The sequence below is a fragment of the Micromonospora sp. RTP1Z1 genome (assembly GCF_033804685.1).
Classification (GTDB): domain Bacteria; phylum Actinomycetota; class Actinomycetes; order Mycobacteriales; family Micromonosporaceae; genus Micromonospora.
In genome coordinates this window covers 15,829-37,153 of record NZ_JAPFQV010000038.1, presented here as the reverse complement: position 1 = coordinate 37,153, position 21,325 = coordinate 15,829, and the positions used below count along the sequence as shown (strand labels likewise).

The following is a 21,325-nucleotide window of genomic DNA, read 5'->3' as shown; positions in this document are numbered from 1 at the left end:
TTCGCCAGCACGGGCTGAGCGACCGAGCCCGCGTCCCGGGCTGAGCGAACCCGGTCCACCCCCACGGGTGGGCGGGGTGGCCTGCGGTCACGGGGTGACCAGCGCCGCGCGGGACCGGTCGGCGGCGATCCGGACGGCCAGCCCGGCCAGCACGGTGCCCATCACCCAGCGCTGCACCCGCAGCCACGACGGCCGTCGGGCGAAGGACGCCGCGATGCTGCCGGCGGTGAGCACGATCAGCGCGTTGACGGTCAGCGCGATCACGATCTGGGTGAGTCCGAGCAGCAGGCTCTGCGTGGCGACGTGGCCGCGCGCCGGGTCGATGAACTGCGGCAGCAGCGACACGTACAGGATGGCGATCTTCGGGTTGAGCAGGTTCGTGACCAGGCCCATGGTGAACAGTCGCCGCGGTCGGTCCGGGGGCAGCGGCGCCGGGGTGAACGCCGACCGGCCGCCCGGGCGCACCGTCCGCCACGCCAGCCAGAGCAGGTACGCGGCACCGGCCAGCTTCACCGCCGCGTACAGCGGGGGCACCAGCACGAAGACCGTGGCGATCCCGGCCACCGCGGCGGCGAGGTAGACCAGGAAACCGACGGCGACACCGAGCAGCGAGGTCAGGCCTGCCCGCCGCCCCTGCGTCACCGACCGGGACACCAGGTAGACCATGTTGGGACCGGGCGTGAGCACCAGACCCAGCGCCACCAGAGCGATCCCTACCAGCCCGCCGACCGTGACCACTTTGCCCTCCCACCGGTCCTTTTCCGCACCCTACGCCCCACTGGACCCGGGACCGGTCGGACCGCACTCGTCCAGGGCAGTACGGCACGCACGCCAAGGGCCGTCCGCTGAGCAACGCGGCCTCCTGCCCGGTCGCGGAGCAGAGCGGGTACGTCTTCCAGGAGGTGCTGCCCGTCCGACCCCCCGTTCTCCGCGGACGGGCACCGGCACGTGTGGTGGCGAGCCTGACCCGCTGGTTTCGGCGGATTCGTCCGGCCTTCGGTAGGCGGGTACACGCAGCGTGCGCCCGGAGGTTACCGTGTGTCCATCGTGGCCGTCCCCTGATGCTCGGCTCTCCCGACGAACCTGCTGGTGCAGCTGTCCGCCACCCGCCCGGACCGGAGGATCCGTTATGAGTGACCCGAGTGCCGCGTCGCTGGTCAGCACTCCCCGTCCCGAGCAGCCGAGCGAGATCGGGGCGCCGACCGCAGGCCTGCCGGAGTCCGCGCGGGCGCAGCACAAGCCCCGTGGCCTGCTCGGCGACGCGTGGCGTGACCTGCGCCGCAAGCCGCTGTTCTGGATCTCGGCCGCGTTCATCCTGGCCTTCGTGCTGATGGCCGCGTTCCCGTGGCTGTTCACCTCCGGCGACCCGGTGAACGGCTCCCTCGCGCGCAGCCGGGTGGAGCCGTCGGCGGCCGCCTGGTTCGGCTACGACGTGCAGGGCCGCGACGTGTACGCCCGGACGATCTACGGCGCCCGCGCCTCGATCCTCGTGGCGCTGCTCTCCACCATGGGCACCCTGCTGATCGGCGGCGCGATGGGCATCGTCGCCGGCTACCAGGGCGGCTGGATCGACGGTCTGCTCTCCCGGATCGCGGACATCTTCTTCGGCCTGCCCTTCGTGCTCGGCGCGATCGTCATCCTGACCACCTTCAACGGCTCCGGCAGCGACAACAACGAGTGGCAGATCATGGGGCTGGTCATCCTCTCGCTGGTGGTCCTCATGTGGCCGGTGGTGATGCGGCTGATGCGCTCGTCCGTGCTGGCCACCAAGGAGGCCGACTACATCCTCGCCGCCCGCGCGCTGGGCGCCAGCACGAGTCGGATCATCCTCAAGCACCTGCTGCCGAACTGCCTCGCGCCGCTGCTGGTGTACGGGACGATCATGGTCGGTTCGTTCATCGGCGCCGAGGCCACCCTGTCCTTCCTGGGCATCGGGCTGAAGACCCCGGTCGTCAGCTGGGGCATCATGATCAGTGAGGCACAGAACTACCTGCGGGTCTCGCCCTTCCTGCTCTTCTTCCCCGCCGCGTTCCTCGTCGCCGCCGTGCTCAGCTTCGTGATGCTCGGCGAAGCGGTCCGCGAAGCCCTCGACCCGAAACTGCGCTGATCTCCCGACCGCCCGGCGAGGTGTACCAGCGGGGTCCGACACCCCGGCCGGGTCTCGCCAGGAGCGGCGGGGCGGGCGACACTACCGGGATGTCGATCGTGCTGCGCGCCGCGCCCACGCCCTCCGCACCCGGTCTGCTGCTGCGTCCGTGGCGCGACGACGACGCCGAGGCCCTGCTGGCGGCGTACCGGGATCCGGTGCTGCGCAGCTGGACCCGCTACCCGGTCACCAGCGTGGCCGACGCCCGTGCTTTCCTGCGGCGTAGCCGGCAGGGCTGGGCGGCCGACCGCCGGTTCAGCTTCGCGGTGCTGGAGCCGTGGTCGGACGGGGAGCGGCTGGTGGCGAACGTGGTGCTCAAGGAGGTCACCCCCGGGCGCCCGTACGCGGAGGTGGGCTACTGGACTGCGGCGTCCGCCCGCGGTCGCGGGGTGGCGCCGCGCGCCGTGGCCGCCGTGACCGAGTGGGCGTTCGCCCGCTTCGCCGCCAGTGGGCTGACCCGGCTGGAGCTGCTGCACCAGGTGGACAACCCGGCCTCCTGCCGGGTCGCGGAAAAGTCCGGGTACGTCTTCCAGGAGGTGCTGCCCGCCCGGCCGCCGTTCCCCCGCGACGGGCACCGGCATGTGCGCTGGCACGGCTGACCGCGCCCGCCGTCACTCCTCGCCGACGGCCTCCGTCTCCCCGTCGTGCGTGAACTGGACGGACAGGTGTTCGTCCGGCTGCGGTGCCTGGTCGATGTCGTGGTGGGGATCCCCGTCGCGTGAGAAGAGCACGTCGTCGGTCTTCGGGCTCTTCTCCTGATTTTCTTCTGGCGATGTCACGTCCGCCCCTCCCGGATGCCGCACCTACCGTGAATCGTCCTGCCTGCTCCCTCGCCACCCACCCTAGGCTGGTCAGAAGACTCCGGCAGGTGTTCCGCGAGCCGGTCACCGCCCGGCGAGGAAGAGCGCCGCCGCGGCGATCAGCCCGATCTCGACGAGGGCGACGAAGACCCGGTCGCTGATCCGGCCGACGATCCGCCGCCCCACCCAGGCGCCGGCGAGGGTCGCCGGGGTCAGCGCAGCCCCGAGCAGCAGGACGTCCCGACCGAGCAGGCCGGCGGCGGCGTATCCGGCGGTCTTCGACAGGTGCAGGGTGAGCGCGGCTGCCGCCTCGGTGCCCACGTACGCGGCTCGGCTCAGGCCGTAGGCCAGGAAGAACGGGGCGGTCAGCGGGCCGACGGAACCGAGCATCGCCGACCCCAGCCCGGACGCCGCACCGACCGCAACGAAGGTGCGCTCGGTCGGGTGGGCCGGCCCCCGGCCGAGGTGCCGCCAGGCGACCACGGCGAGCAGGAACACCCCGAGCAGCCGTTTGAGCGCGGCCAGCGGGGCGTGTGCCAGCAGCAGCGCGCCGGTCACCGCGAGGGGCACCGCCCCGACCGCGAACCGGCCGGCGAGGCGCCAGCGCAGCTCCCGGCGGTTCAGCCAGACCCGGGCCGCATTGCTGGAAAGCTGGGTGAGGGTGAGCACGGGCACCGCGACCCGCAGGCCGAACAGCGCGGTGAAGACCGGCAGCAGCAGCACACCGCCGCCGAAACCGGTCACCGCCGACAGCAGGGCCAGCAGGAACGCCGCCGCCGAGGCGGCCAGCAGCGTGCCCACCGGCGACTCAGCGGTCGACCGGCACGGCGCCGGCCGACCCCCGGCCCGACTCGTCGGCTGGTCCGGCGGCCGGGTCGGCGGTCGGTTCGGCGGGCGCCGGGCCGAGCAGGCGCAGCAGCAGGCGCGGCTCACCCGGCCAGGCGTCGAGCAGCACCTGTCGGGGCACCTGCCGGCCGGCGTACCGCAGGGCCAGGGCGACCACGACGATGTCGTCGAGCGGGCCGATGACCGGCAGGAACTCGGGGATCAGGTCGATCGGGCTGGCCAGCCAGAGGCCCGCGACGACGATGGCGATCCGGGCGCGGCGGGGTACCCGCGGATCCTTGCGCAGCCGGCGCACCGTGGTCAGGCAGTCGGGGATGAACGCGGCCAGGTCGCGCAGGATGCCCGGCGGGAGCCGCCGGGCGAGCAGCACCATCACGCCCCAGCTCGCGATCAGACAGACAAGCGCCACGCCGAGCCCGATCAGCCAGTCGCGCACGCGGGTGGTCCTTTCGCCGGGGTACGGGCCACCGCCGGCCCACGGAGGAATGTACGCGGGGCCACCCGCGCCCGCCCGGCACGCGGTACGGCGGGGAATACCCGACCGACCGCGCGCGCTGAAACCCGGCGCGGACAGCGGATACGGTGGGTGCGGGAGGTGACGGCGGTGACGATTGGCTGGGAGGCGGCGGTCGAGGCGCAGATCCGCACGGCCCAGGAGCGCGGCGAGTTCGACAACCTGCCCGGGGCGGGCAAGCCGATCCCCGGCCGGGGCCTGCCGTACGACGAGTCGTGGTGGATCAAGAGCTTCCTGGAGCGCGAGGCGCTGCCCTCCGATCTGCTGCTGCCGACCCCGCTGCAGCTGCGCCGCCGCGTCGAGCAGCTCCCGAACGAGGTGCGGGACCTGCCCACCGAGGAGTCGGTACGCGCCTTCGTCGCCGACCTGAACGCGCAGATCGTGGCGTGGCTGCGTACGCCCACCGGCCCGCGGGTGGCGGTGCGCCCGGTCAACGCCGACGACACCGTACGCCGGTGGCGGGCCGACCGGGCACGGACGGCGGCCGAGCGGGTCGCCGCAACGGGGGTGGAGCCGCAGGCCGCCGCGCCGGCGCTGGCGCCTGCCCTGGCGGCGCAGCTGAGCCGTCGGCACGGCTCCGGCCGAGGGCGCCCGTCAGCCGGCATGCGGACGGCGATGCGCGCCGGACCGCTCAGGACACCGCCGCCCGCCAGCTCCACGACGTGCGACGGGGACGGTCGCCGAGAGCCGCGCGACCGGTCAGCCAGAGCAGCACCTCCGCCGGCCGCCCGGCCGGCGCGTCGGGGAACAGCCGGCGCACCACCGCGGCGCTGAGGTCGGCGGGCATCTGCCAGTCGGCGCCCAGGCCTCGGGTGGCGTCGTGGGTGTGCAGCAGGATCTCGGCGACGCCCATCGCGGCGAAGCCGCCCGGGTCGGTCGGCCCCCAGTGCCAGGCCCGGACGTCCGGCTCGGCGCCGTCGACGGCGCCGGCCAGCAGCTGCGCGCACGCGTCGACGACCCGCAACACCTCAGCCGGTGCCGCATCGGAACGCACCCGCAGGTCATACGGGAGGTAGCCGTCGGTGGGCCGCCCGGCGACCTGGCCGGCGTAGGCGAGCAGGTCGTGCGCCACGTGCGCGACGGTGGTCCAGCAGGACCACTCCAGATCGCCCGCCGGACCGGACCAGTCCCGCCCGGTCAGCGGTGCCAGAATCCCGGTCATCGCCTCCGCCGCCGCGCGGATGTCCGCCCCGGTCAGTGCCGTCATGCCGTCGACTCTGCCGGCAGTGGGCGCCGTCCGCCACCTGAGGACACGAGCGGTGAAAAGCGTTGCTGGTACGCACGTCCGGCTTCCTACCATCACGCGCATGGATGCGACGGCGGAGTGGGCGCGCGGCGTCACCAGGGTGGCGATGCTGACCGGGGCGGGGATCTCCGGGGTTGAGAGCGGTACAGCGGTTAGCGCTGAGAATGATCTTGCTCTGGGGATCTCACATATAGGTTCGTTTCCGATAGACCCTCTCCAGGACGGCCGCCGCCGAATGTCGGCCCAGCATCGCACCCCACCAAAACTCATCTCGGAAACAAGCCATCACAACACCCCACTGAAAATGAGTTCCGATAGAGTGCGCCGGTGGGACACAAGATCGGGTACGCGCGAGTCAGTACTGCCGACCAAGATCCGCAACTGCAGCTTGATGCTCTCGCCGCCGAGGACTGCCTCAAGATCTACAAAGACGTGGCCACCGGAACCAAGGCCGACCGCCCGGAGTGGCAGGCCTGCCTGGACGATCTGCGCCCCGGCGACACTCTGATCATCTGGAAGATCGACCGGCTCGGCCGTAGCCTGCGTGACCTGGTGGACATCGTCGCCCTCCTCGACGCCCGCGGCGTCGGGGTCAAGTCGCTGACCAACGGGATCGTCGACACCACCACCGCGCATGGCAAGCTCGTCTTCGGCATGTTCGCCTTGATGGCGGAGTACGAAGCCGCGCTCATCAAGGAACGCACACTCGCTGGCCTGGCCGCTGCCCGTGCCCGCGGCCGCACTGGCGGTCGCAAACCTAAGATGACCCCCGCCCTGATCAACAAGGCGCAGCGCATGTACGACTCGAAGCAGTTCACGATGGCCGAGATCGCCGCTTCCTGCGGCGTCACCCCCATGACCATCTACCGCAACATCCGCACTGACACCGCGGAGCAGCCCACCACGGCGACCGCGTCTACCGCCGCACCGAGAGGCGGGCCCCGGTGAACCGGCCGGGCTGGCTACTCGACGTCGACGGCATCCTCAACGTCTCCCGCCCCCGCGTAGCGCAGCAGCCCGCCCGCGGCCGCAGCTCCCGGTACGACGAACGTGATTACATGTACCGGGCCGCCGTGGACGTCATCACCATGAAGATTCGGCTACGAGACCTCACGCGGGACTCGGGTGACACGGTCAATCGGCCAGCTCATCAACGCTGCGTACTGCCGCCGAGAGCAACGCCGGGTCGGGCGCGGCGGCGAGTACGTCGGCGACCGCGTCGGCGTATTTGATCGCGTGCGGATCGCCGATCGCCACCGCCCGGTCGGCCAGCTCCGCGATGGTGAGGTCGGGGCGAGGCTGCGGTAGCAGGCGCGGTTCGGCCGGTGCGTATGCGGCAGTGACCGCAGCCGTTGCCGCCCAGGCCGCGGCGAGACTTGCCGGCCACATCGCCTCGGGAAGAACCGGCAGGACGCGCATGACCGCGTTCGGTGCGGTGACGGCGTGCACCAGCATCACCGGGTTGCCGTACCCGTAGCTGCCGTGCCGCTCGGCGGCCGCCGTCACCACAGCCGCATGCCGCGCCGCCGTGCGTAAGCAGATGACCGAACTCACCGAGCAGACCCGGCGGTTGATCAGCTGTTCGTCGCTGGTCCTGGTCGCCAGCGTGGACGCCGAGGGCAACTGCGACGTCTCCCCGCGCGGCGGCCCCGCCGGGTTCGTCGCCGTCCTGGACGCGCGGACGCTGGCGATACCGGACGCGACGGGCAACAAGCGCCCGGACAGCCTGCAGAACGTCATCGCCACCGGGCGGGCCGGGCTGCTGTTCGTCATCCCGGGCGCACCACGACACTCAGGGTGAATGGCCGGGCCTGCGTCTCCACTCGCCCCGAGCTGCTGTCGCAGCTGACCGCCGTGGGCAAGCCACCGGCCAGTGCGCTGGTGCTGGGCATCGAGGAGGTCTACCCGCACTGCCCCAAGGCGCTGCTGCGCGGCGGGGCCTGGAAGCCGGAGCAGTGGCTGCCGGCGGACGCCCAGCCGACCTCGGCCGAGGTGACGCTGGCCCAGCTGCGGATGCCGGCGCTGACGATCGCCGACATCGAACAGGTGGAGGCGGACTCGCTGAAATACCGCTACGAGTGACGGGCCGCGGACCACCGCCGTGCGCTGAGGCCGAGGTCGGCGCAGGGCGGTGGATCCGTCGTCGCGTCCTATTCCTCCGGCTCCCAGGCGATCAGCTGCTCGAAGACGCGCCGGTCGCCGTCGAGCCGCAGCGAGTCCATCGGAATGCGGCCGTAGCAGAACATGACCAGCTCATTGGCCGTGCCCCAGGCGGAGACATAGGCTACCTCCGGGCCCTCGCCGGCGACCGGCGTGGGGAGGCGGGCGGTCCGGGCGCCGTCGGCGGAGAACCAGAGCCGCCAGGAACGGCCCTCGGTGGCGTGGTAGTCGATGACCGCGGGCTTGTGCGGCCACGCGGCCGTCGTCGCGACGCAGGTGGTCAGGAACTCGTCGACACCGTCGAGGGCCACCTCGTCCGGCAGCGGCTGCGGGGCGCCCACGGCGACCTGGGCGTCGTAGGTGTGCACGGCGACCTGCTGGAGCTGGTGCCGGGCGACGGCACCAGTCGTCTGCGGCGACTGCGAATCACCCCACCACGTCCAGCAATCACGATCCGGGCCGGCCTCCCGCAGCGCGTCCAGCAGCTCCCCCGTCGACGCGGCGAACCAGGCCAGCAGGGCCTCGCGCTCCCGGGGCGCCACCGGGGCGGACATCGCCGGCGGAGCGTCGGCGGGCCCCGCGGCCACGATGGCGGCCCACTTGCGGCGCCCCTCGCCCAGGTGCTGCACCAGGTCGAACAACGTCCACTCGGGGCAGGTCGGCACCCGCACGTCGAGGCTGGGTGCCGCGGCGACCGCCGCCCGGAAAGCGGTCGATCGTTCGTCCATCAGCCGCAACAGGTCAGCGAACTCCAGAGTCTTTTCCACCGCGGCTTTGTACCACCCCCCTCCGACAACCGACAGCGGATTTCCCCACCCCCGGCGGCGGGGCCACGCGGAAAATCCGTTGCCCGGCGGCCCACGGGTTGACCATGCTGACGCGCATGGATCAGTGACCAGTGGCGCACGTGCGCAATGAAGACGGGTTCGAGTCACCTCCCCGTCTCCGTCCGCCGTGCCACTCGAAGCCCGCACCGCGTGACCGGTGCGGGCTTCCTTCACGCGACGTGATCTGCGACGTCGCGCCAGCCGGCGTGCTCCCCGCCGAGACGCCGGCTGCCCGCCACTGGATCCGGGAGGCACCCCCCGGCGCGCCATCGCGCTGCCGGGCGCCTCCTGCCTAGACCTTGGAATCGCCGAAGCCATGAATAGTTCCCGCCATATCCGCGTGCCGGCCCACGGTCGCGGACCCGGCATCGACCGCAAAGCGCTGTGGGTGGTCAGCGAGCTCGGACTGCCCACCATCGTCAAAACCTGCGTGTCATGCAGGTCCACGCGGCACCGTCCCACCGGCAAGATCCGGGTCAACGCGAACCACAAGCTGCTCGACGTGTGGCTGCTGATCTGCTGCGACCTGTGCGGCCGCACGTCGAAAATCCCCGTCCACGAGCGCATCAACGTGCGGGCGCTGGACAACGAGCGGCTACTGATGTTCGAGAACAACGATCCGGCCATGGTGCGACAGCTGACCATGGACGCGACGCTCGCCCACAAGGCCGCCTACCAGCTCGACTGGACCGGCACCTGGCAGCTGGACACCGACATACCGTTCTACGACCTCCAGCGCGAGGATGCCGCGCCACTCGAGGTCATCATCAGGTTCGAGCTCCCGGCACCCATCCGGGTCGAGAAGCTGCTCACCGCCGGGTTCGGCCTGAGCCGTCCCGCCGTGCGAGGCATGGTCGACTCCGGGCGCATCCGCCTGCCCCTGCCCATCGACGCCAAGGCCCGCGAGGACTTCACCTTCCTGGTCGTCACCGCCCCACCGCTGTCACCCGAGCGGGCATGAGGTGCCACCCCACGGCGCGATGACCTGCGCCGTGGGGCGGCCCGTACCATCCGGCCCGCCGGCCGTCGCGGTCGGCGGGCCGGCCCAGCGTGCGGCGGCTCACTTGAATGTGCCGGCCTTCGCCCGCACGGACATGCCTGCGTGCGAATCCCGTGCTTCAAAGACCTCCGCTTGGCTGTCCGCGACATCTCGCCTGAGCGACTACTCCCGCCCCGGATCTCCACCGACTCGGGCGTGCCGGACTACCGCGGCCCGAACGGGGTGTGGACCCGCGACCCCGCCGCGGCGGAAGCCTTCACGTACGACCGGTTCATGGCCGATCCGGCGGCCCGGGCGCGGTTCTGGCGCACCTACGCCGATCACCCCGCCTGGCTCGCCGAGCCGAACGCCGCCCACCGTGCCACGGTCGAGCTGGAGCGGTCGAGTGTGGCGGTCCGGATACTCACCCAGAACGTCGACGGTCTGCACCAGCGGGCCGGCTCGGCGGTCCGCAAGGTGCTCGAGCTGCACGGCACCATGCATGAGGTGGTCTGCACGGGGTGCGGCGCGCGGACGCCGACCGCGCGGACCCTGACCCGGGTCCGCGCGGGGGAGACCGATCCGAGGTGTGACGACTGTGGCGCGGTCCTGAAGCTGGCCGTGGTGCTCTTCGGCGAGTACCTGGATGACCGGGTGCTGTCCCAGGCGCGGCAGATCGCCGCCGCGTCACAGCTCCTGCTCGCCGTGGGCAGCTCGCTGCTGGTGGAGCCTGCCGCGTCGCTCTGTGCGGTGGCGGTCGCGGCCGGCGCCCGCCTGGTGATCGTCAACCGGGACGAGACGCCCTACGACCACCTCGCCGACGAGGTGCTGCGGGAGCCGATCGGCGCGATCCTGCCCCGGATCGTCGCCGCCCTGGCCGCCAACCGCCGCGATCCGGTAGCCGACCCCCGGCATCGCGGCGGGCCTTGACCCGTACACAAGGCGCGTGCCGTACGACGAAGCCACCGACCGCCCCCGGGCCACCCATTTCTCCGATTAACGGATTACCAGTAATAACAATCCATCAAGCTGATCGGACAAAAGCGGTCATAAAGCCGGTGCATCATAATGACAGTTCTTTGGCGTAAGGAATCAGGATGGTGCATCGGGCCGGCCAGTGGCATCGGCGCCCCACCAGGGCGACCCCGCGACGCTGCCCAGCTCCCGAAGGGCCTGGTTTGCCGGCAACGGCAGGTTTGCGCCCGCGGCCGGCGGGGAGGCGGTAGGCGCGGACCGGCCGCCGCGAAACCACGTTTCGCGTTGCCACCATCGTCACCGTGAACGGATACCAGCCATGCCTATCCACTTCGCACATAGCGCCGGCGAGGGTCTTCGCCTTGCCCGGTCGGCCTTCTTCGGGTCAAGCCTGGTCCTCGCCGGGTTGGCACCCGCACTCTCCGCGGCCAAGGTGGAGCCCCCGGTCGACCTGGCGACGGCGACCTCCTATGCCGTGCTCGCCGACGGTGCCATCACCAACAACGGAAACTCGGTCATCACCGGGGACGTGGGGGTGCACCCGGGCACGGAGATCTCGGGATTTCCACCGGGAGTCATCAACGGCCAGCGACACGCCGGTGACGCCGTGGCGGAGCGGGCACAGTCCGACCTGACGGTCGCCTACAACGATGCCGCCGGACGAACCTCGAGCCGGACCATCGGGCCTCATCTCGAGGGACAAACGCTCACCCCCGGCGTGTACAAGGCCGCGGAGAACGCCAGCCTGGCCGGGACGCTCACCCTGGACGCCAAGGGCAACCCCAGCGCCGTCTTCATCTTCCAGCTGGGCTCCGGGCTGACCACCGCGCAGAACAGCAACGTACGGGTGGTCAATTCGCCGAGACCCGCCTGCGGCGTCTTCTGGACGGTCGGCGACTCCGCCACCCTGGGCACCAACACGTCCTTCGTCGGCCGAATCATGGCCGTCAACGGGATCACGCTCCAATCCGCTGCGAAGATCGAGCAGGGCGGCGCCCTCAGCCGTGACGGTTCCGTCACCCTGGACACCAACGCGGTCAGCCGATCCGAATGTGCGGCAGCGGGTGCACCGACTCGGCCGCCGACGGCGCCGGCAAGCCCCACGACCCCGACCCCGTCGCAGACAGTGAGCCCGACGACGCCAGGGCCGACCGCGACGACGCCGCGCCCGACGACGCCAGCACCGGTCACGCCTGGTACGACGGCGCCTGGTACGACGGCGCCTGGTACGACGGCGCCGGAGACGGGTGTGCCCGCTCCCGCCGTGCCGGAGCAGACGGCGCCTCCGCCCGCCGCTCCCGCCGTGCCGGAGCAGACGGCGCCTCCGCCCGCCGCTCCCGCCGTGCCGGAGCTGACGGCGCCTCCGCCGGCCGCTCCGACCCTGCCCGAATTGCCGGTCTCGTAGCACCCGGGGCCCGGCCGGGGGCTGTCAACGATTGATCGTTCTGCCGGGGGCGGCGTCGCATGAGGACGCCGCCCCCGTCACCGTGCCGTGCCGATGACCCCGGCTCGGGTGTGATTGCATCAAGACACGATGCCCCGGTCGCGTTCGCTGCTTGTTGTCAGGCAGCAGTTCGTCGCTGGCGCAGCCGGCGGCCGGGGTGGACGGTTGGGACCTCGGCGCGCTCGGGCTCGGCGCCACCGTGGTGAACGGCTGCGTGCAGCCATCCGGCAGTAGCGGCCAGATCCGACGCGCCGTCACCGACGAAATCATGGCCGCAATCCAGCACCTCTTCGGCCAAGATCCAGCCGACGGCTACAACGAACTATCAGTTGCCGCCTAGCGAAGGCTCGGACAACGGCCTTCAACGGCCTGGCGCTCACTTGGCTCGCGATGCAGGATATTTGATCGCTAGCGGCCGAACGTGGCCCGCGCCCGGGCCACCTCGGCGGACTGCCGGTCGCGCCACCGCCGCTGCGCCTCGCGGTTACAGGCGCGGCACACCCGTCGGTACCGCCCGGTCGCCTCGTCGATCTCCCGGTCGTGTCCGTTGCGGCACTCGTCGTTGCGCCGCCGGTCACGGCAGTTCTCCGCCCGGCTCACCTGACGCAGGTGGGTGGGCTCGATGCAGTCCTTGACGCCGCAGCGCTGGTCGACGTCCAGGGCGGGGTCGTAGCCGCCGACGAAGGCCGCGTACGCGGCGATGTGCGCCCAGGCCCGTCCGGAGACCTTCTGGTGGACGCCGCGGCGGGAGCCGTACCCGCGCACGATCAGGCAGCCGTCGTCGCGGCGCTCCGAGCGGTCGAGCAGGTGGGAGCGCAGGCTCTCCTCGGTGAAATGTCGGGACAGGCCCTGCACCCTCGACAGCATCGCGTCACTGTATGCGGCCTGACGTCCGCCGGCGGGTTCAGCCGCTGGCGGGGAGTTGCGGAGCGGGGCCGGTCGAGTCGCGTACGACCAGGGTGTCGCCGGTGGGACGACTGCGGGGGTGCGTCGAGCCCGCGCGAGGTCGGCGGCCACGGACACGGCCGAGGACGTGGCCGTGGTGCGAGCGGTCCGGGAGGCGACGCCGGATGCCGCGCTGTGGGTGGACGCCAACCAGGGGTACATCGTCGACGCCGCCCTGCGGGTGGCCCGCCGCCTGGCCGACCTCGACGTCACCACGTTCGAGCAGCCGTTGCCCGCCAACGACATCGCCGGGCTGCGGCGGCTGCGGGAGGCGTCGCCCGTACCGGTCGCACTCGACGAGAGCCTGCGCCACCCCAGCGACCTGGCCACCTTCGTCAAGTTGGACGCGGTGGACGTCGCCATCGCGAAGGTGCAGCGCAGCGGCGGCCTGACCCTGTCGCGCCGGCTCTGCGCGCTCGCCGAGGACAGCGCCGCCCGGTCGGCCGGTCAGCCGCGCGTAGCCCCGAGGCCGAGCAGGACGGCGAGGCCGAGGGCGCTGCGCGGGGCGTACGGCAGCCGCCACAGTCCGCCGTGCGCCGCGGCGTACGCCTCGTCCTGCCACGGGTGCGCGTGCGCCGGACCGCCGCCGGTGCGCAGGTCGTGCACCAGCAGCGCCGCCATCAAGGTGTTGCTGGTGGCGGGTTCGAACACCTCGATGCCGAACCGGTGCGCGCCGGCGTACGCGGCGGCGAGCGCCCGGTTGCGCAGCACCGACCGGGTACGCGTCGGCGGCGCCACCGTGAACGACACGGTCGTCCCGGCCTCCCGCGCCACCGTCGCCCGCCACCGCTGCAACCGCTTCGCGAGGGCGTAGTTCGGGCCCTGCTGCGGCACCAGGCTGTCGTTGATCCCCGGGTCGGCGTCGGGCGGGTAGTTGCGGTGCAGCAGCCGACCGCCGGAGAGCACCCGCAGGGACCGGTGGCCGACGCCGCGGGCGGCGTAGCCCCGTTCGGCGTGGCGGACCGCCTCGGCGGGCACGGCGAACACGTCGGTGGGGGTGGCGAGGAACGCCAGTGCCACGTCGACGCGATCCTGCTGGAGGTGCCGGGTGAGCGCGTCGACGGCCATGGCGACCCGCACGTTGGTCGCCCCGTCGGCGTAGACGTAGTTGCCCAGCACGAGTCGGCCGTCGAGGCCGAGCAGCCACTCGGCCGCCTGCGGGAGGCGGTGCAGCAGGTCCGCGCCGGCGCCGGCGGCGAGCGCCTGGTCGTCGTCGGCGGTGCCGGGTCGCACCGGCAGGTGCAGCCGTCCGGCGTACCGGTGGGCGGTGCGCAGCACCCGCCGCCAGATCTCCGGACGCGGCAGGTCGACCGCGACGACGTCACCACCCCAGCGCAGCACCGACGGCAACGGACCCATCTCCGCGCCCGCCCCGAGCACCACGATGCGCTGGTCGCGCAGGTCGAGCCAGTCCGGGTTGGCGATGACGGCGCGTACCGCCTCGGCGCAGGTCGGTTCGATGACGCCGGCGGCGACCCAGGCGTCGAGCCGGCGACGCAGGTCGTCGCCGCGCAGCCGCTGCCCCCGGTACGGCAGGGACAGTTCCCGCTCGGCCGCGCCGGTGCCGGTGACGGTGACCGTATGCAACGGCGGCCCGGTGGGGGCGGTGAAGACCTCGTCCAGCGCGATCTCCGGGCCGCCGTCCGGGACCACCCGCATCCGGGCGTGCAGGGAGGCGAGCCCGTCGCGGGCGACGGTCACCGCCGCCTCGCGGGAGAGCAACCCGGCCTCGACCAGGCGACGGAAGTGTCCGAGGTAGCCGTGCCGCCAGTTGGTCTCGTGTTCGGCCGAGCGCGCGCCGACCGGGTCGACGGTGCGCAGGGCGTCGGCGACGACCGCGCGGCCGAGCGCGGTCGTGCTGCGCGTGCCGTCTGCGGCGGGGAACACCACCCCGGTCGTACGGTCCACGGCCACTGCCCTCCTCGTCTTCGCGCCCGTACGCGGACGCCGGTGCCACTCTGCCGCATCCGGTCGTGACGTGCAGCGTCACGTCCCGCTGCGGCTCCATGGCGGTGGTGGCAGGATCGGCGGGTCGGCGTCGACGACCGGAAGGAAACCATGCGTTACCGCACCCTCGGCGGCACCGGAACGGTGGTGTCGAACCTCTGTCTGGGCACGATGACCTTCGGCGCGGAAACCGACGAGGCGGGCAGCTTCGCCCAGCTCGACCGGTTCGTGGAGGCCGGCGGCACCTTCATCGACACCGCCGACGTCTACTCCACCGGCGGGTCCGAGGAGATCGTCGGACGCTGGCTGCGCGACCGCCCGGACATGCGGGACCGGGTGGTGATCGCCACCAAGGGCCGGTTCCCGATGGGTCCCGGCGGCAACGACGCCGGGTTGTCCCGGGTGCACCTGACCCGGGCGCTCGACGCCAGCCTGCGCCGGCTCGGCGTCGAGGCCGTCGACCTGTACCAGGCGCACGCGTGGGATCCGCTGACCCCGCTGCCGGAGACGCTGCGCTTCTTCGACGACGCGGTCCGGGCCGGCAAGATCCACTATGCCGGGGTCAGCAACTTCACCGGCTGGCAGTTGCAGAAGGCCGCCCTGCTGGCCCAGCACCTGCACCTCACCCCGATCGTGACCCTGCAACCGCAGTACAACCTGCTGGTCCGGGAGATCGAGTTCGAGCTGGTGCCGGTCTGCGAGAACGAGAGCATCGGCATCCTGCCCTGGTCACCGCTGGGCGGCGGCTGGCTGACGGGCAAGTACCGGCGGGACAGCCCGCCCACCGGCGCCACCCGGCTCGGCGAGGACCCGGAGCGGGGAGTCGAGGCGTACGCGGGGCGCAACGCCCAGGAGCGCACCTGGCGGGTGCTCGACGCGGTCCGCCAGGTGGCGCAGCAGCGGGGCGTATCGATGTCGGCGGTGGCCCTGGCCTGGCTGGCGGACCGGCCGGCGGTGACCTCGGTGGTCCTCGGCGCCCGCACCACCGAGCAGCTCGACGACAACCTCACCGCCGCCGACCTGAGCCTCGATGCCGAGGAGACCCGACTGCTGGACGAGGCGAGCGCCCCGCCCGTGGCGGACTACCCGTACGGCGGTCCGGGCGTGCGGCAACGCGGCCGCGACCTGCCCGGGACGTGACACCGGCTCGGGTGGCTCGGCGGCCTGCGACTGCGGGAAGCCGTCCGCCCGGCGGGCGGTCAACCGTCGGTGCTCAGGCGGGCGTGCAGGTGCATGTCGTGCCAGCCGTGCGCGCCTCGACCTGCCCGGACGCGATCGTCCGCTGCCCGAACCGTGGGCGGACGGCTACCGGATCAGCGGCGCCTGGCCGCGGGCTGGGCGGCCGGCCGGGTGCGGTCAGCGTCGACGCCGACCAGCTCCGCGAACCGGGGATCGACCGCGAGCAGCGGCCGGGGTCCGAACAGCGCCATCCCGGTGAGCAGTTCGTCCGTGCCGCGCTCGCTCCACGCCGGGCGGCGCTCCGGGGCCAGCTCGGCGTGGGCGCGGCGCCGCCGGCGCAGCAGCCGCCGGGCGGCCGCCCGGTCTCGGGCACCTCGCACAGCCACCAGCCGGCCAACGCCGTGGCCAGGCAGCACAGCAGGAGGCCGGCCACGGACGCGGGTCCGCCGGCGGTACGTCCCTCTACCGCGCTGTCGACCAGCCGGGTCACCCCGACGGCGGCCACGGCGAACAGCGGCAGGGTGCCGACCGCGATGCGGCGGCGCTGCGCCGGGGTCAGCAGCCAGCCGTCGCGGACCAGCCGGCCGACCAGCCGCCGCAGGGCCCGGCCCACCGCGGGGTCGGCGAGCACGGCCGCCCAGGTCTGCGGCCGGCGCAGCGCGGCGTGCAGCGCTCGAACCAGGGGGGCCGAGCCGGCCGGGGGTGGACCGTCGACCGACAGCGTCGACAGCTCGCCCCGGCGTACCGCGCCGGCCCGGCGCAGCGCCGCCATGCCGACCTGGCAGGCCAGCCCGGCCCGGTCGGTGAGGTACGCCAGCTCGACGGTGGTCAGCTCCCCCCGGGTACGCCAGCCGGTCAGCGACCTGATCGACAGGGCGACGGCCAGCGCCCCGGCGACCGCCGCCACGTAGTCGAGGAGGAAGAGTGGACCGCTGACGCCCCAGAGCATGGCGACAAGTATGGATCGCCGCCGGCCGGGGATCACGGCAGTGTGATGTGAGCCCTGCTCACCCCGCGTGCGGTACCTCGGTGGCCCACAGCTGCGACCACGGGCGCCGCAGCCCCCGGCAGACGAAGATCGGCAGACCGTTCTCGTCGTTGTCCACGTCCACCCGCTGGTCCACCCGGCCGGCCTCGGTGACCTCGACGAACCAGTCCCGCAACTGTTCCGGGCGCTCCCAGCCGACGGCGATCACCACGTCGGCGTCCTGGGGCGGGCGACCGAACCCGGCCATGCTGTTGTGCCCCGAGTACGCCCGCGGCAGATCGCGGGCCGGGCCGTACCGGGCCAGCGCGCCCGCCTCGCCGTAGTTGCCGGTGAGGATGATCGCGCGCTGCCGCTGCTCCGGCGGCAGTGCGCGGTGGACGGCGGCGACCGAGTCGGCGAACGCCGGCCAGCCGATGGTCTCGCCGGAGTCGTAGTTGACGTCGACGACGAAGCCGGGCAGCCGGTCCGCCGGCAGGGTGGGCAGCAGCAGCACCGCACTGGCCGCCACCGCCACCCCGCCACCGGCGGCGAGCACGGCCCGCCGGGGCCGGCGGGCGCCGCGGCGGGCCCACTCGGCGGTCACGACCGCGCCGGCGGCGGTGAGTACCAGCAACAGCGGGGCGTCGTAGTAGCCCTTCCCGCCGGCGAGCAGGACGATGCCGAACACCACGAGCCACGCCCAGCCCAGCGCCCGGTACGCCCGCCAGGCCGGTCGCCGCAGCAGCGTGACCAGCCCGGCGATCCAGATCGGCACCGCGTACGGGCTGATGATGAGGAGCTGGAGCACGACGGCGTCGAGCCGGCCGCTGTAGGAGCTGTCCCCCTCGGCGATCGAGGAGGCCACCGACAGCTGGGGGAACCCGTGCGCGGCCTGCCAGATCAGGTTGGGCGCGGCGAGCAGCGCGGCGACCCCGGCGGCGGCGAGCACCCACCGGTCGCGCAGCAGGCGGCGCGGCCCGGCGATCGCCACCCCGGCCAGCAGACCGACGGCCAGCAGGACGGGCAGCAGCTTGTTGAGCATCCCGATGCCGAGCACCAGGCCGATGCCGAGCGCCCACCGACTGTCGCCGGTGCGCAGCATCCGCACCGCGCACCACGCCGCGACCAGCCAGACCAGCAGGTCGACGGTGGTGGTGCTGAGCAGGTGACCGGCGGCGAGCACGATCCCCGCGACGGCGGCCAGGAATGCCGCGAACACCTGCCCGCCCCGGCCCGCGCCGAACTCCCGTGCGGTCGCCGCGACCAGCACGACCGCCGCGCCGGCGATCAGCGCCGACGGGGTACGCAGCACGACCAGGTTGCCCGGCGCGATCGTGTCCATCAGCCGGGCCAGGGCCGGGACGAGGGGCCCCTGGTCGACGTACCCCCAGTCGAGGTGTCGTCCACAGAGCAGGAAGTACAGCTCGTCACGGTGGTAGCCGTACCGGTCGGCGACCAGCAGCAGGAGGGTGGTGACGGCGCCGCCGACCAGCCACGGCCCGGCGGTGCGGGGGCCGGGCGGCGGCGGCCCGTCCGCCGGGGGCGGTGTCGAGCCGGCGGGGCGGTCGAGGTCGGTGACGGGTTCGGCCACCCGCCCATCATGGCCCGGCGGCGCCACGGCGCGGGTGCCCGCGGACCCCGCTGGCGGTCACGGTTCGGGCACACGCCGGCCGGGGTCGCCGCCGAACCGGCGGTCCGGATAGCGTGCGCCCAATGCGCATCCGGGATTTCACCGCAGCCGACTGGGAGCCGCTCTGGCCGATCGTCGAGGACGTCGTCACCGCTCAGGAGACTTTCCCGTACGACCCGAGCTGGACCTCGGAGATCTGCCGCGACGTCTGGGTGGAACGGCCGCCCGGCCACACGGTGGTGGCGGAGGAGGACGGGAAGTTCCTGGGCACCGCCAAGATGGGACCGAACAAGCCGGGCCCCGGTTCGCACGTCGCCACCGCCAGCTTCATGGTCGCGTCCGCCGCCCGCGGCCGCGGCGTCGGCGGGGCCCTGTGCGAGTACGCCCTGGACTGGGCGCGGCGGCAGGGGTACTCGGCGATGCAGTTCAACGCGGTGGTGGAGGCCAACGAGGCGGCGGTGCGGCTGTACCGGCAGCTCGGCTTCACGGTGATCGGCACGGTGCCGGAGGCCTTCGCGCATCCCACCCTGGGGCGGGTGGGCCTGCACGTGATGCACCGTCCCCTGTGAACGGCGCCGGTGGGCGACGATGAGCGCATGAGAGATGAGCCGATCGAGCTGGCCGCCGCCCTGGCGGGATTCGACCAGCTGTGGAGCCCGCGCATCGTCACGACGGTCAACGACTACGACGTCCGGATCGCCAAGGTTGCCGGGGAGCACGTCTGGCATACCCACGACCACACCGACGAGTTCTTCCTGGTGCTCGACGGGGAGCTGCGCGTCGCGCTGCGCGACGGGGCGGGCGAACGGGAGGTGGTGCTGCCGCGCGGCGCCGTGTTCGTGGTGCCGCGCGGGGTCGAGCATCGACCCTTCGCGCCGGACGGCGCGTCGATCCTGATGTTCGAGCCGTCCTGCACGTCCAGCGTCGGGGACCGGCACGAGGCGGTCCCCGACCACGTGGACGCCACCACCGGGCACGCCCTCTGACGGTCAGCGCCCCGCCGGGACCTGCTCCGCCGGGGCCGGCATGGCGGTCACCGGCCAGCCCAGCCGGCGTACCGCGGGGACGGCGGCGGTGCCGGCGCAGGCGAGCGCGACCAGCGCCCCGGCGACGGCGAGTGGCACCGGCGGGCCCCACGCCCGGGCCGCGAGCGGGGCGAGGGCGTAGCCGAGTGGCATGGCGCCCAGCGATACCAGCCAGTCGTACGAGGTGACCCGGGCGAGCACCTGTGGCGGGAAGTGGCCCTGCACCACGGTCTCCCAGACCGGGTTGAGGAAGCCCAGGGCGGCCAGCGCGACGCAGTAGGCGGCGATGACCACGCCGGCGGGCGCGGAGATGGCCAGCAGGAGCAGCGGCGCCGCGTACGTGGCGAGACCGAGGTTGGCCACCAGCACCGGACGGCGGGGTCGGGCCCGGGCGGCCAGCAGCGACCCGGCGAGCATGCCGACGGCGCCGCCCTGCTGCAGCAGCACCCAGACGCCCTCCCCGCCGAGGCGGTCCACCGCGACCACCGGCCCGAGGGTGAGCAGCACCGCGGCGGCGCCGTTCCAGACGCCGTGGGCGAGCAGGCTGCTCCAGAACCAGTCGCGGGAGCGGACCTCCCGCCAGCCGAGTGCCAGGTCGGTCCGGATGGACCGGCGTGGCACGGGGACGTGGCGGACGCGGATGACCGACAGCAGCAGGGCGCTGAGGACGAACGAGAGCGCGTCCAGGATGAACGCCCAGCCGGGGCCGACGGTCCAGATCAGCAGTCCGGCCAGGGCGGGGCCGAGCAGCCGGCTGGCGTTGGCGGTGACGCCCATCAGCGCGTTGGCGCGCTGCCGGTCGGCGGCCTCGACGGTGCCGGCGACCAGCGGCGAGGCGGTGGGCATGGCGAAGGCGGAGGCCACGCCGCCGAGCGCGGCGGCCACCGCGACGTGGGTGAGCGCCGGGGTGCCGCCGAGCAGTTCGGCGCCGACGACCAGTTGGGCGGCGCAGCGCGCCAGGTCGGTGCCGATGGCGACGCGGCGGGCGTCGAACCGGTCGGCCACCACGCCGCCGAGGGGCAGCAGGAGCAGTCGGGGGAGCAGCGCGCAGCCGAGGACGAGGGCCAGGGCGGCGGTGGAGCCGGTGGCCCGGAGCACGGCGAGGGCCAGCGCGGTGGGCACCACCGCGTCGCCGACGGCGGAGACGGTACGGCCGAGGAAGAGCAGCCGGAAGGAGCGCAGCCGGAGGGGGTGGGTCACTACCCAAAGGTAATTCGACGCCTAATATTTCGTCAACGAATATTTCGGCGTCGACGTACGATGATGCGGTGACCGACCGCGTAGACCTGCACATCCAGCGCTGGCTGCCCGTCCTGCCCGACCTGGACCCGGACGTCGAGGGCGCGGTCACCCGGATGTCGTTCCTCACCCGCCATCTCCGCGCGGTCAAGGACCGGGCGCTGGCCGACCTCGACCTGCAGGAGAAGGAGTTCGGCACGCTGCACGCCCTGGCCGGGCGAGGCGGTCGGGCCGCGCCGTCGGAGATCGCCGCCGACCTCGGCATGGCGCCCGCCTCGATCACCGCCCGCGTGGACGGGCTGCTGCGACGGGACTTCGTTCGCCGGAGCCCCTCCACCGTCGACCGGCGCCGGGTCGACGTGGAGCTGACCGATGCCGGCCGTGCCGCCTGGCTGCGCGCGATGGACGTCGTCGGCGGCTAGGAACACCGCCTGCTCGGCGCGCTGGAACCGGACG

General features: G+C 73.1%; 25 protein-coding genes and 2 pseudogenes. 15 read left to right on the top strand and 12 right to left on the bottom strand.

Annotated features, from left to right (window positions below):
• Positions 1-87 precede the first annotated feature (87 nt).
• Positions 88-738, bottom strand: coding sequence for a LysE family translocator (locus SLP03_RS19535; RefSeq protein WP_319462048.1), 651 nt, complete (start codon positions 736-738; stop codon positions 88-90).
• A gap of 391 nt (positions 739-1,129) precedes the next feature.
• Between SLP03_RS19535 and SLP03_RS19530 the strand changes: the two genes are divergently transcribed.
• A complete protein-coding gene (locus SLP03_RS19530) occupies positions 1,130-2,107 on the top strand; it encodes an ABC transporter permease (protein ID WP_319462047.1) in 978 nt (325 codons plus the stop codon).
• 89 nt (positions 2,108-2,196) lie between these two features.
• Positions 2,197-2,745, top strand: coding sequence for a GNAT family N-acetyltransferase (locus tag SLP03_RS19525; RefSeq protein ID WP_319462046.1), 549 nt, complete (start codon positions 2,197-2,199; stop codon positions 2,743-2,745).
• A 12-nt stretch (positions 2,746-2,757) separates the two neighbouring features.
• Here the strand turns inward: SLP03_RS19525 and SLP03_RS19520 are convergent, their stop codons facing one another.
• The 3 genes from SLP03_RS19520 to SLP03_RS19510 all read right to left on the bottom strand — a co-directional run bounded on the left by SLP03_RS19520 (position 2,758) and on the right by SLP03_RS19510 (position 4,228).
• Positions 2,758-2,925 carry a hypothetical protein gene (locus tag SLP03_RS19520; RefSeq protein ID WP_319462045.1) on the bottom strand — a complete coding sequence of 56 codons (168 nt, stop codon included), beginning with the start codon at positions 2,923-2,925 and terminating at the stop codon, positions 2,758-2,760.
• A 105-nt stretch (positions 2,926-3,030) separates the two neighbouring features.
• Positions 3,031-3,747, bottom strand: coding sequence for a sulfite exporter TauE/SafE family protein (locus SLP03_RS19515; RefSeq protein WP_319462044.1), 717 nt, complete (start codon positions 3,745-3,747; stop codon positions 3,031-3,033).
• Positions 3,748-3,754: 7 nt separating this feature from the next.
• Positions 3,755-4,228 carry a YkvA family protein gene (locus SLP03_RS19510; protein ID WP_319462043.1) on the bottom strand — a complete coding sequence of 158 codons (474 nt, stop codon included), beginning with the start codon at positions 4,226-4,228 and terminating at the stop codon, positions 3,755-3,757.
• Between the two features lie 150 nt (positions 4,229-4,378).
• Between SLP03_RS19510 and SLP03_RS19505 the strand changes: the two are divergent.
• Positions 4,379-4,570 (top strand): annotated as a pseudogene (locus SLP03_RS19505) (DUF1992 domain-containing protein); the annotation flags it as partial.
• A 367-nt stretch (positions 4,571-4,937) separates the two neighbouring features.
• Here the strand turns inward: SLP03_RS19505 and SLP03_RS19500 are convergent.
• Positions 4,938-5,504, bottom strand: a complete 567-nt coding sequence (locus tag SLP03_RS19500; protein ID WP_413644556.1) for a maleylpyruvate isomerase N-terminal domain-containing protein — start codon at positions 5,502-5,504, stop codon at positions 4,938-4,940.
• A 375-nt stretch (positions 5,505-5,879) separates the two neighbouring features.
• On the opposite strand from SLP03_RS19500, the gene SLP03_RS19495 reads away from it, so the two are divergent.
• A complete protein-coding gene (locus tag SLP03_RS19495; protein ID WP_319462041.1) occupies positions 5,880-6,500 on the top strand; it encodes a recombinase family protein in 621 nt (206 codons plus the stop codon).
• A 186-nt stretch (positions 6,501-6,686) separates the two neighbouring features.
• Here the strand turns inward: SLP03_RS19495 and SLP03_RS19490 are convergent, their stop codons facing one another.
• Positions 6,687-7,007: a hypothetical protein gene (locus SLP03_RS19490; RefSeq protein WP_161557820.1), complete on the bottom strand. Its 321-nt coding sequence runs from the start codon at positions 7,005-7,007 to the stop codon at positions 6,687-6,689.
• A 73-nt stretch (positions 7,008-7,080) separates the two neighbouring features.
• Between SLP03_RS19490 and SLP03_RS19485 the strand changes: the two genes are divergently transcribed.
• Entirely contained in the window at positions 7,081-7,353 is a 273-nt protein-coding gene (locus tag SLP03_RS19485; protein WP_319462040.1) for a pyridoxamine 5'-phosphate oxidase family protein, read from the top strand.
• Complete coding sequence (locus SLP03_RS19480; RefSeq protein ID WP_319462039.1) at positions 7,350-7,634, top strand: hypothetical protein; 285 nt, start codon at positions 7,350-7,352, stop codon at positions 7,632-7,634. The genes SLP03_RS19485 and SLP03_RS19480 overlap by 4 nt, the downstream gene beginning before the upstream one ends.
• 68 nt (positions 7,635-7,702) lie before the next feature.
• Here the strand turns inward: SLP03_RS19480 and SLP03_RS19475 are convergent, their stop codons facing one another.
• On the bottom strand, positions 7,703-8,479 hold the full coding sequence (locus SLP03_RS19475; protein WP_319462038.1) for a maleylpyruvate isomerase family mycothiol-dependent enzyme: 777 nt from the start codon (positions 8,477-8,479) through the stop codon (positions 7,703-7,705).
• Positions 8,480-8,696: 217 nt separating this feature from the next.
• Between SLP03_RS19475 and SLP03_RS19470 the strand changes: the two genes are divergently transcribed.
• The 4 genes from SLP03_RS19470 (at position 8,697) to SLP03_RS19455 (ending at position 12,277) form a co-directional block, all read left to right on the top strand.
• Positions 8,697-9,500, top strand: coding sequence for a DUF1062 domain-containing protein (locus tag SLP03_RS19470; RefSeq protein ID WP_319462037.1), 804 nt, complete (start codon positions 8,697-8,699; stop codon positions 9,498-9,500).
• A 171-nt stretch (positions 9,501-9,671) separates the two neighbouring features.
• A complete protein-coding gene (locus SLP03_RS19465) occupies positions 9,672-10,448 on the top strand; it encodes a Sir2 family NAD-dependent protein deacetylase (RefSeq protein ID WP_319462036.1) in 777 nt (258 codons plus the stop codon).
• A 364-nt stretch (positions 10,449-10,812) separates the two neighbouring features.
• The gene (locus SLP03_RS19460) at positions 10,813-11,898 is read left to right on the top strand and encodes an ice-binding family protein (RefSeq protein WP_319462035.1); all 1,086 of its coding nucleotides are present in this window, start codon (positions 10,813-10,815) and stop codon (positions 11,896-11,898) included.
• A 151-nt stretch (positions 11,899-12,049) separates the two neighbouring features.
• Positions 12,050-12,277 carry a hypothetical protein gene (locus SLP03_RS19455; RefSeq protein ID WP_319462034.1) on the top strand — a complete coding sequence of 76 codons (228 nt, stop codon included), beginning with the start codon at positions 12,050-12,052 and terminating at the stop codon, positions 12,275-12,277.
• A gap of 68 nt (positions 12,278-12,345) precedes the next feature.
• Here the strand turns inward: SLP03_RS19455 and SLP03_RS19450 are convergent, their stop codons facing one another.
• Positions 12,346-12,804, bottom strand: a complete 459-nt coding sequence (locus SLP03_RS19450; protein ID WP_319462033.1) for an HNH endonuclease — start codon at positions 12,802-12,804, stop codon at positions 12,346-12,348.
• 118 nt (positions 12,805-12,922) lie between these two features.
• On the opposite strand from SLP03_RS19450, the pseudogene SLP03_RS31690 reads away from it, so the two are divergent.
• Positions 12,923-13,249: pseudogene (locus SLP03_RS31690) on the top strand (enolase C-terminal domain-like protein); the annotation flags it as partial.
• Between the two features lie 80 nt (positions 13,250-13,329).
• On the opposite strand, the gene SLP03_RS19440 reads toward SLP03_RS31690, so the two are convergent.
• On the bottom strand, positions 13,330-14,790 hold the full coding sequence (locus SLP03_RS19440; RefSeq protein ID WP_319462031.1) for a hypothetical protein: 1,461 nt from the start codon (positions 14,788-14,790) through the stop codon (positions 13,330-13,332).
• A 150-nt stretch (positions 14,791-14,940) separates the two neighbouring features.
• Between SLP03_RS19440 and SLP03_RS19435 the strand changes: the two genes are divergently transcribed.
• Positions 14,941-15,969: an aldo/keto reductase gene (locus SLP03_RS19435; protein WP_319462030.1), complete on the top strand. Its 1,029-nt coding sequence runs from the start codon at positions 14,941-14,943 to the stop codon at positions 15,967-15,969.
• Positions 15,970-16,042: 73 nt separating this feature from the next.
• On the opposite strand, the gene SLP03_RS19430 is transcribed toward SLP03_RS19435, so the two are convergent.
• Both SLP03_RS19430 and SLP03_RS19425 read right to left on the bottom strand, forming a co-directional pair.
• Positions 16,043-16,957, bottom strand: a complete 915-nt coding sequence (locus SLP03_RS19430; RefSeq protein ID WP_319462029.1) for a TIGR04222 domain-containing membrane protein — start codon at positions 16,955-16,957, stop codon at positions 16,043-16,045.
• A 58-nt stretch (positions 16,958-17,015) separates the two neighbouring features.
• Positions 17,016-18,566, bottom strand: coding sequence for a glycosyltransferase family 39 protein (locus tag SLP03_RS19425; protein WP_319462028.1), 1,551 nt, complete (start codon positions 18,564-18,566; stop codon positions 17,016-17,018).
• A gap of 122 nt (positions 18,567-18,688) precedes the next feature.
• Between SLP03_RS19425 and SLP03_RS19420 the strand changes: the two genes are divergently transcribed.
• Together SLP03_RS19420 and SLP03_RS19415 are read left to right on the top strand one after the other, a co-directional pair.
• Positions 18,689-19,174: a GNAT family N-acetyltransferase gene (locus tag SLP03_RS19420; RefSeq protein WP_319462027.1), complete on the top strand. Its 486-nt coding sequence runs from the start codon at positions 18,689-18,691 to the stop codon at positions 19,172-19,174.
• A 27-nt stretch (positions 19,175-19,201) separates the two neighbouring features.
• A complete protein-coding gene (locus tag SLP03_RS19415; protein WP_319462026.1) occupies positions 19,202-19,591 on the top strand; it encodes a cupin domain-containing protein in 390 nt (129 codons plus the stop codon).
• 3 nt (positions 19,592-19,594) lie between these two features.
• Here SLP03_RS19415 and SLP03_RS19410 read toward each other — a convergent pair whose 3' ends face one another.
• A complete protein-coding gene (locus tag SLP03_RS19410; protein ID WP_319462025.1) occupies positions 19,595-20,830 on the bottom strand; it encodes an MFS transporter in 1,236 nt (411 codons plus the stop codon).
• 68 nt (positions 20,831-20,898) lie between these two features.
• Between SLP03_RS19410 and SLP03_RS19405 the strand changes: the two genes are divergently transcribed.
• Positions 20,899-21,291, top strand: a complete 393-nt coding sequence (locus tag SLP03_RS19405) for a MarR family winged helix-turn-helix transcriptional regulator (protein WP_319462024.1) — start codon at positions 20,899-20,901, stop codon at positions 21,289-21,291.
• Positions 21,292-21,325: the final 34 nt, after the last annotated feature.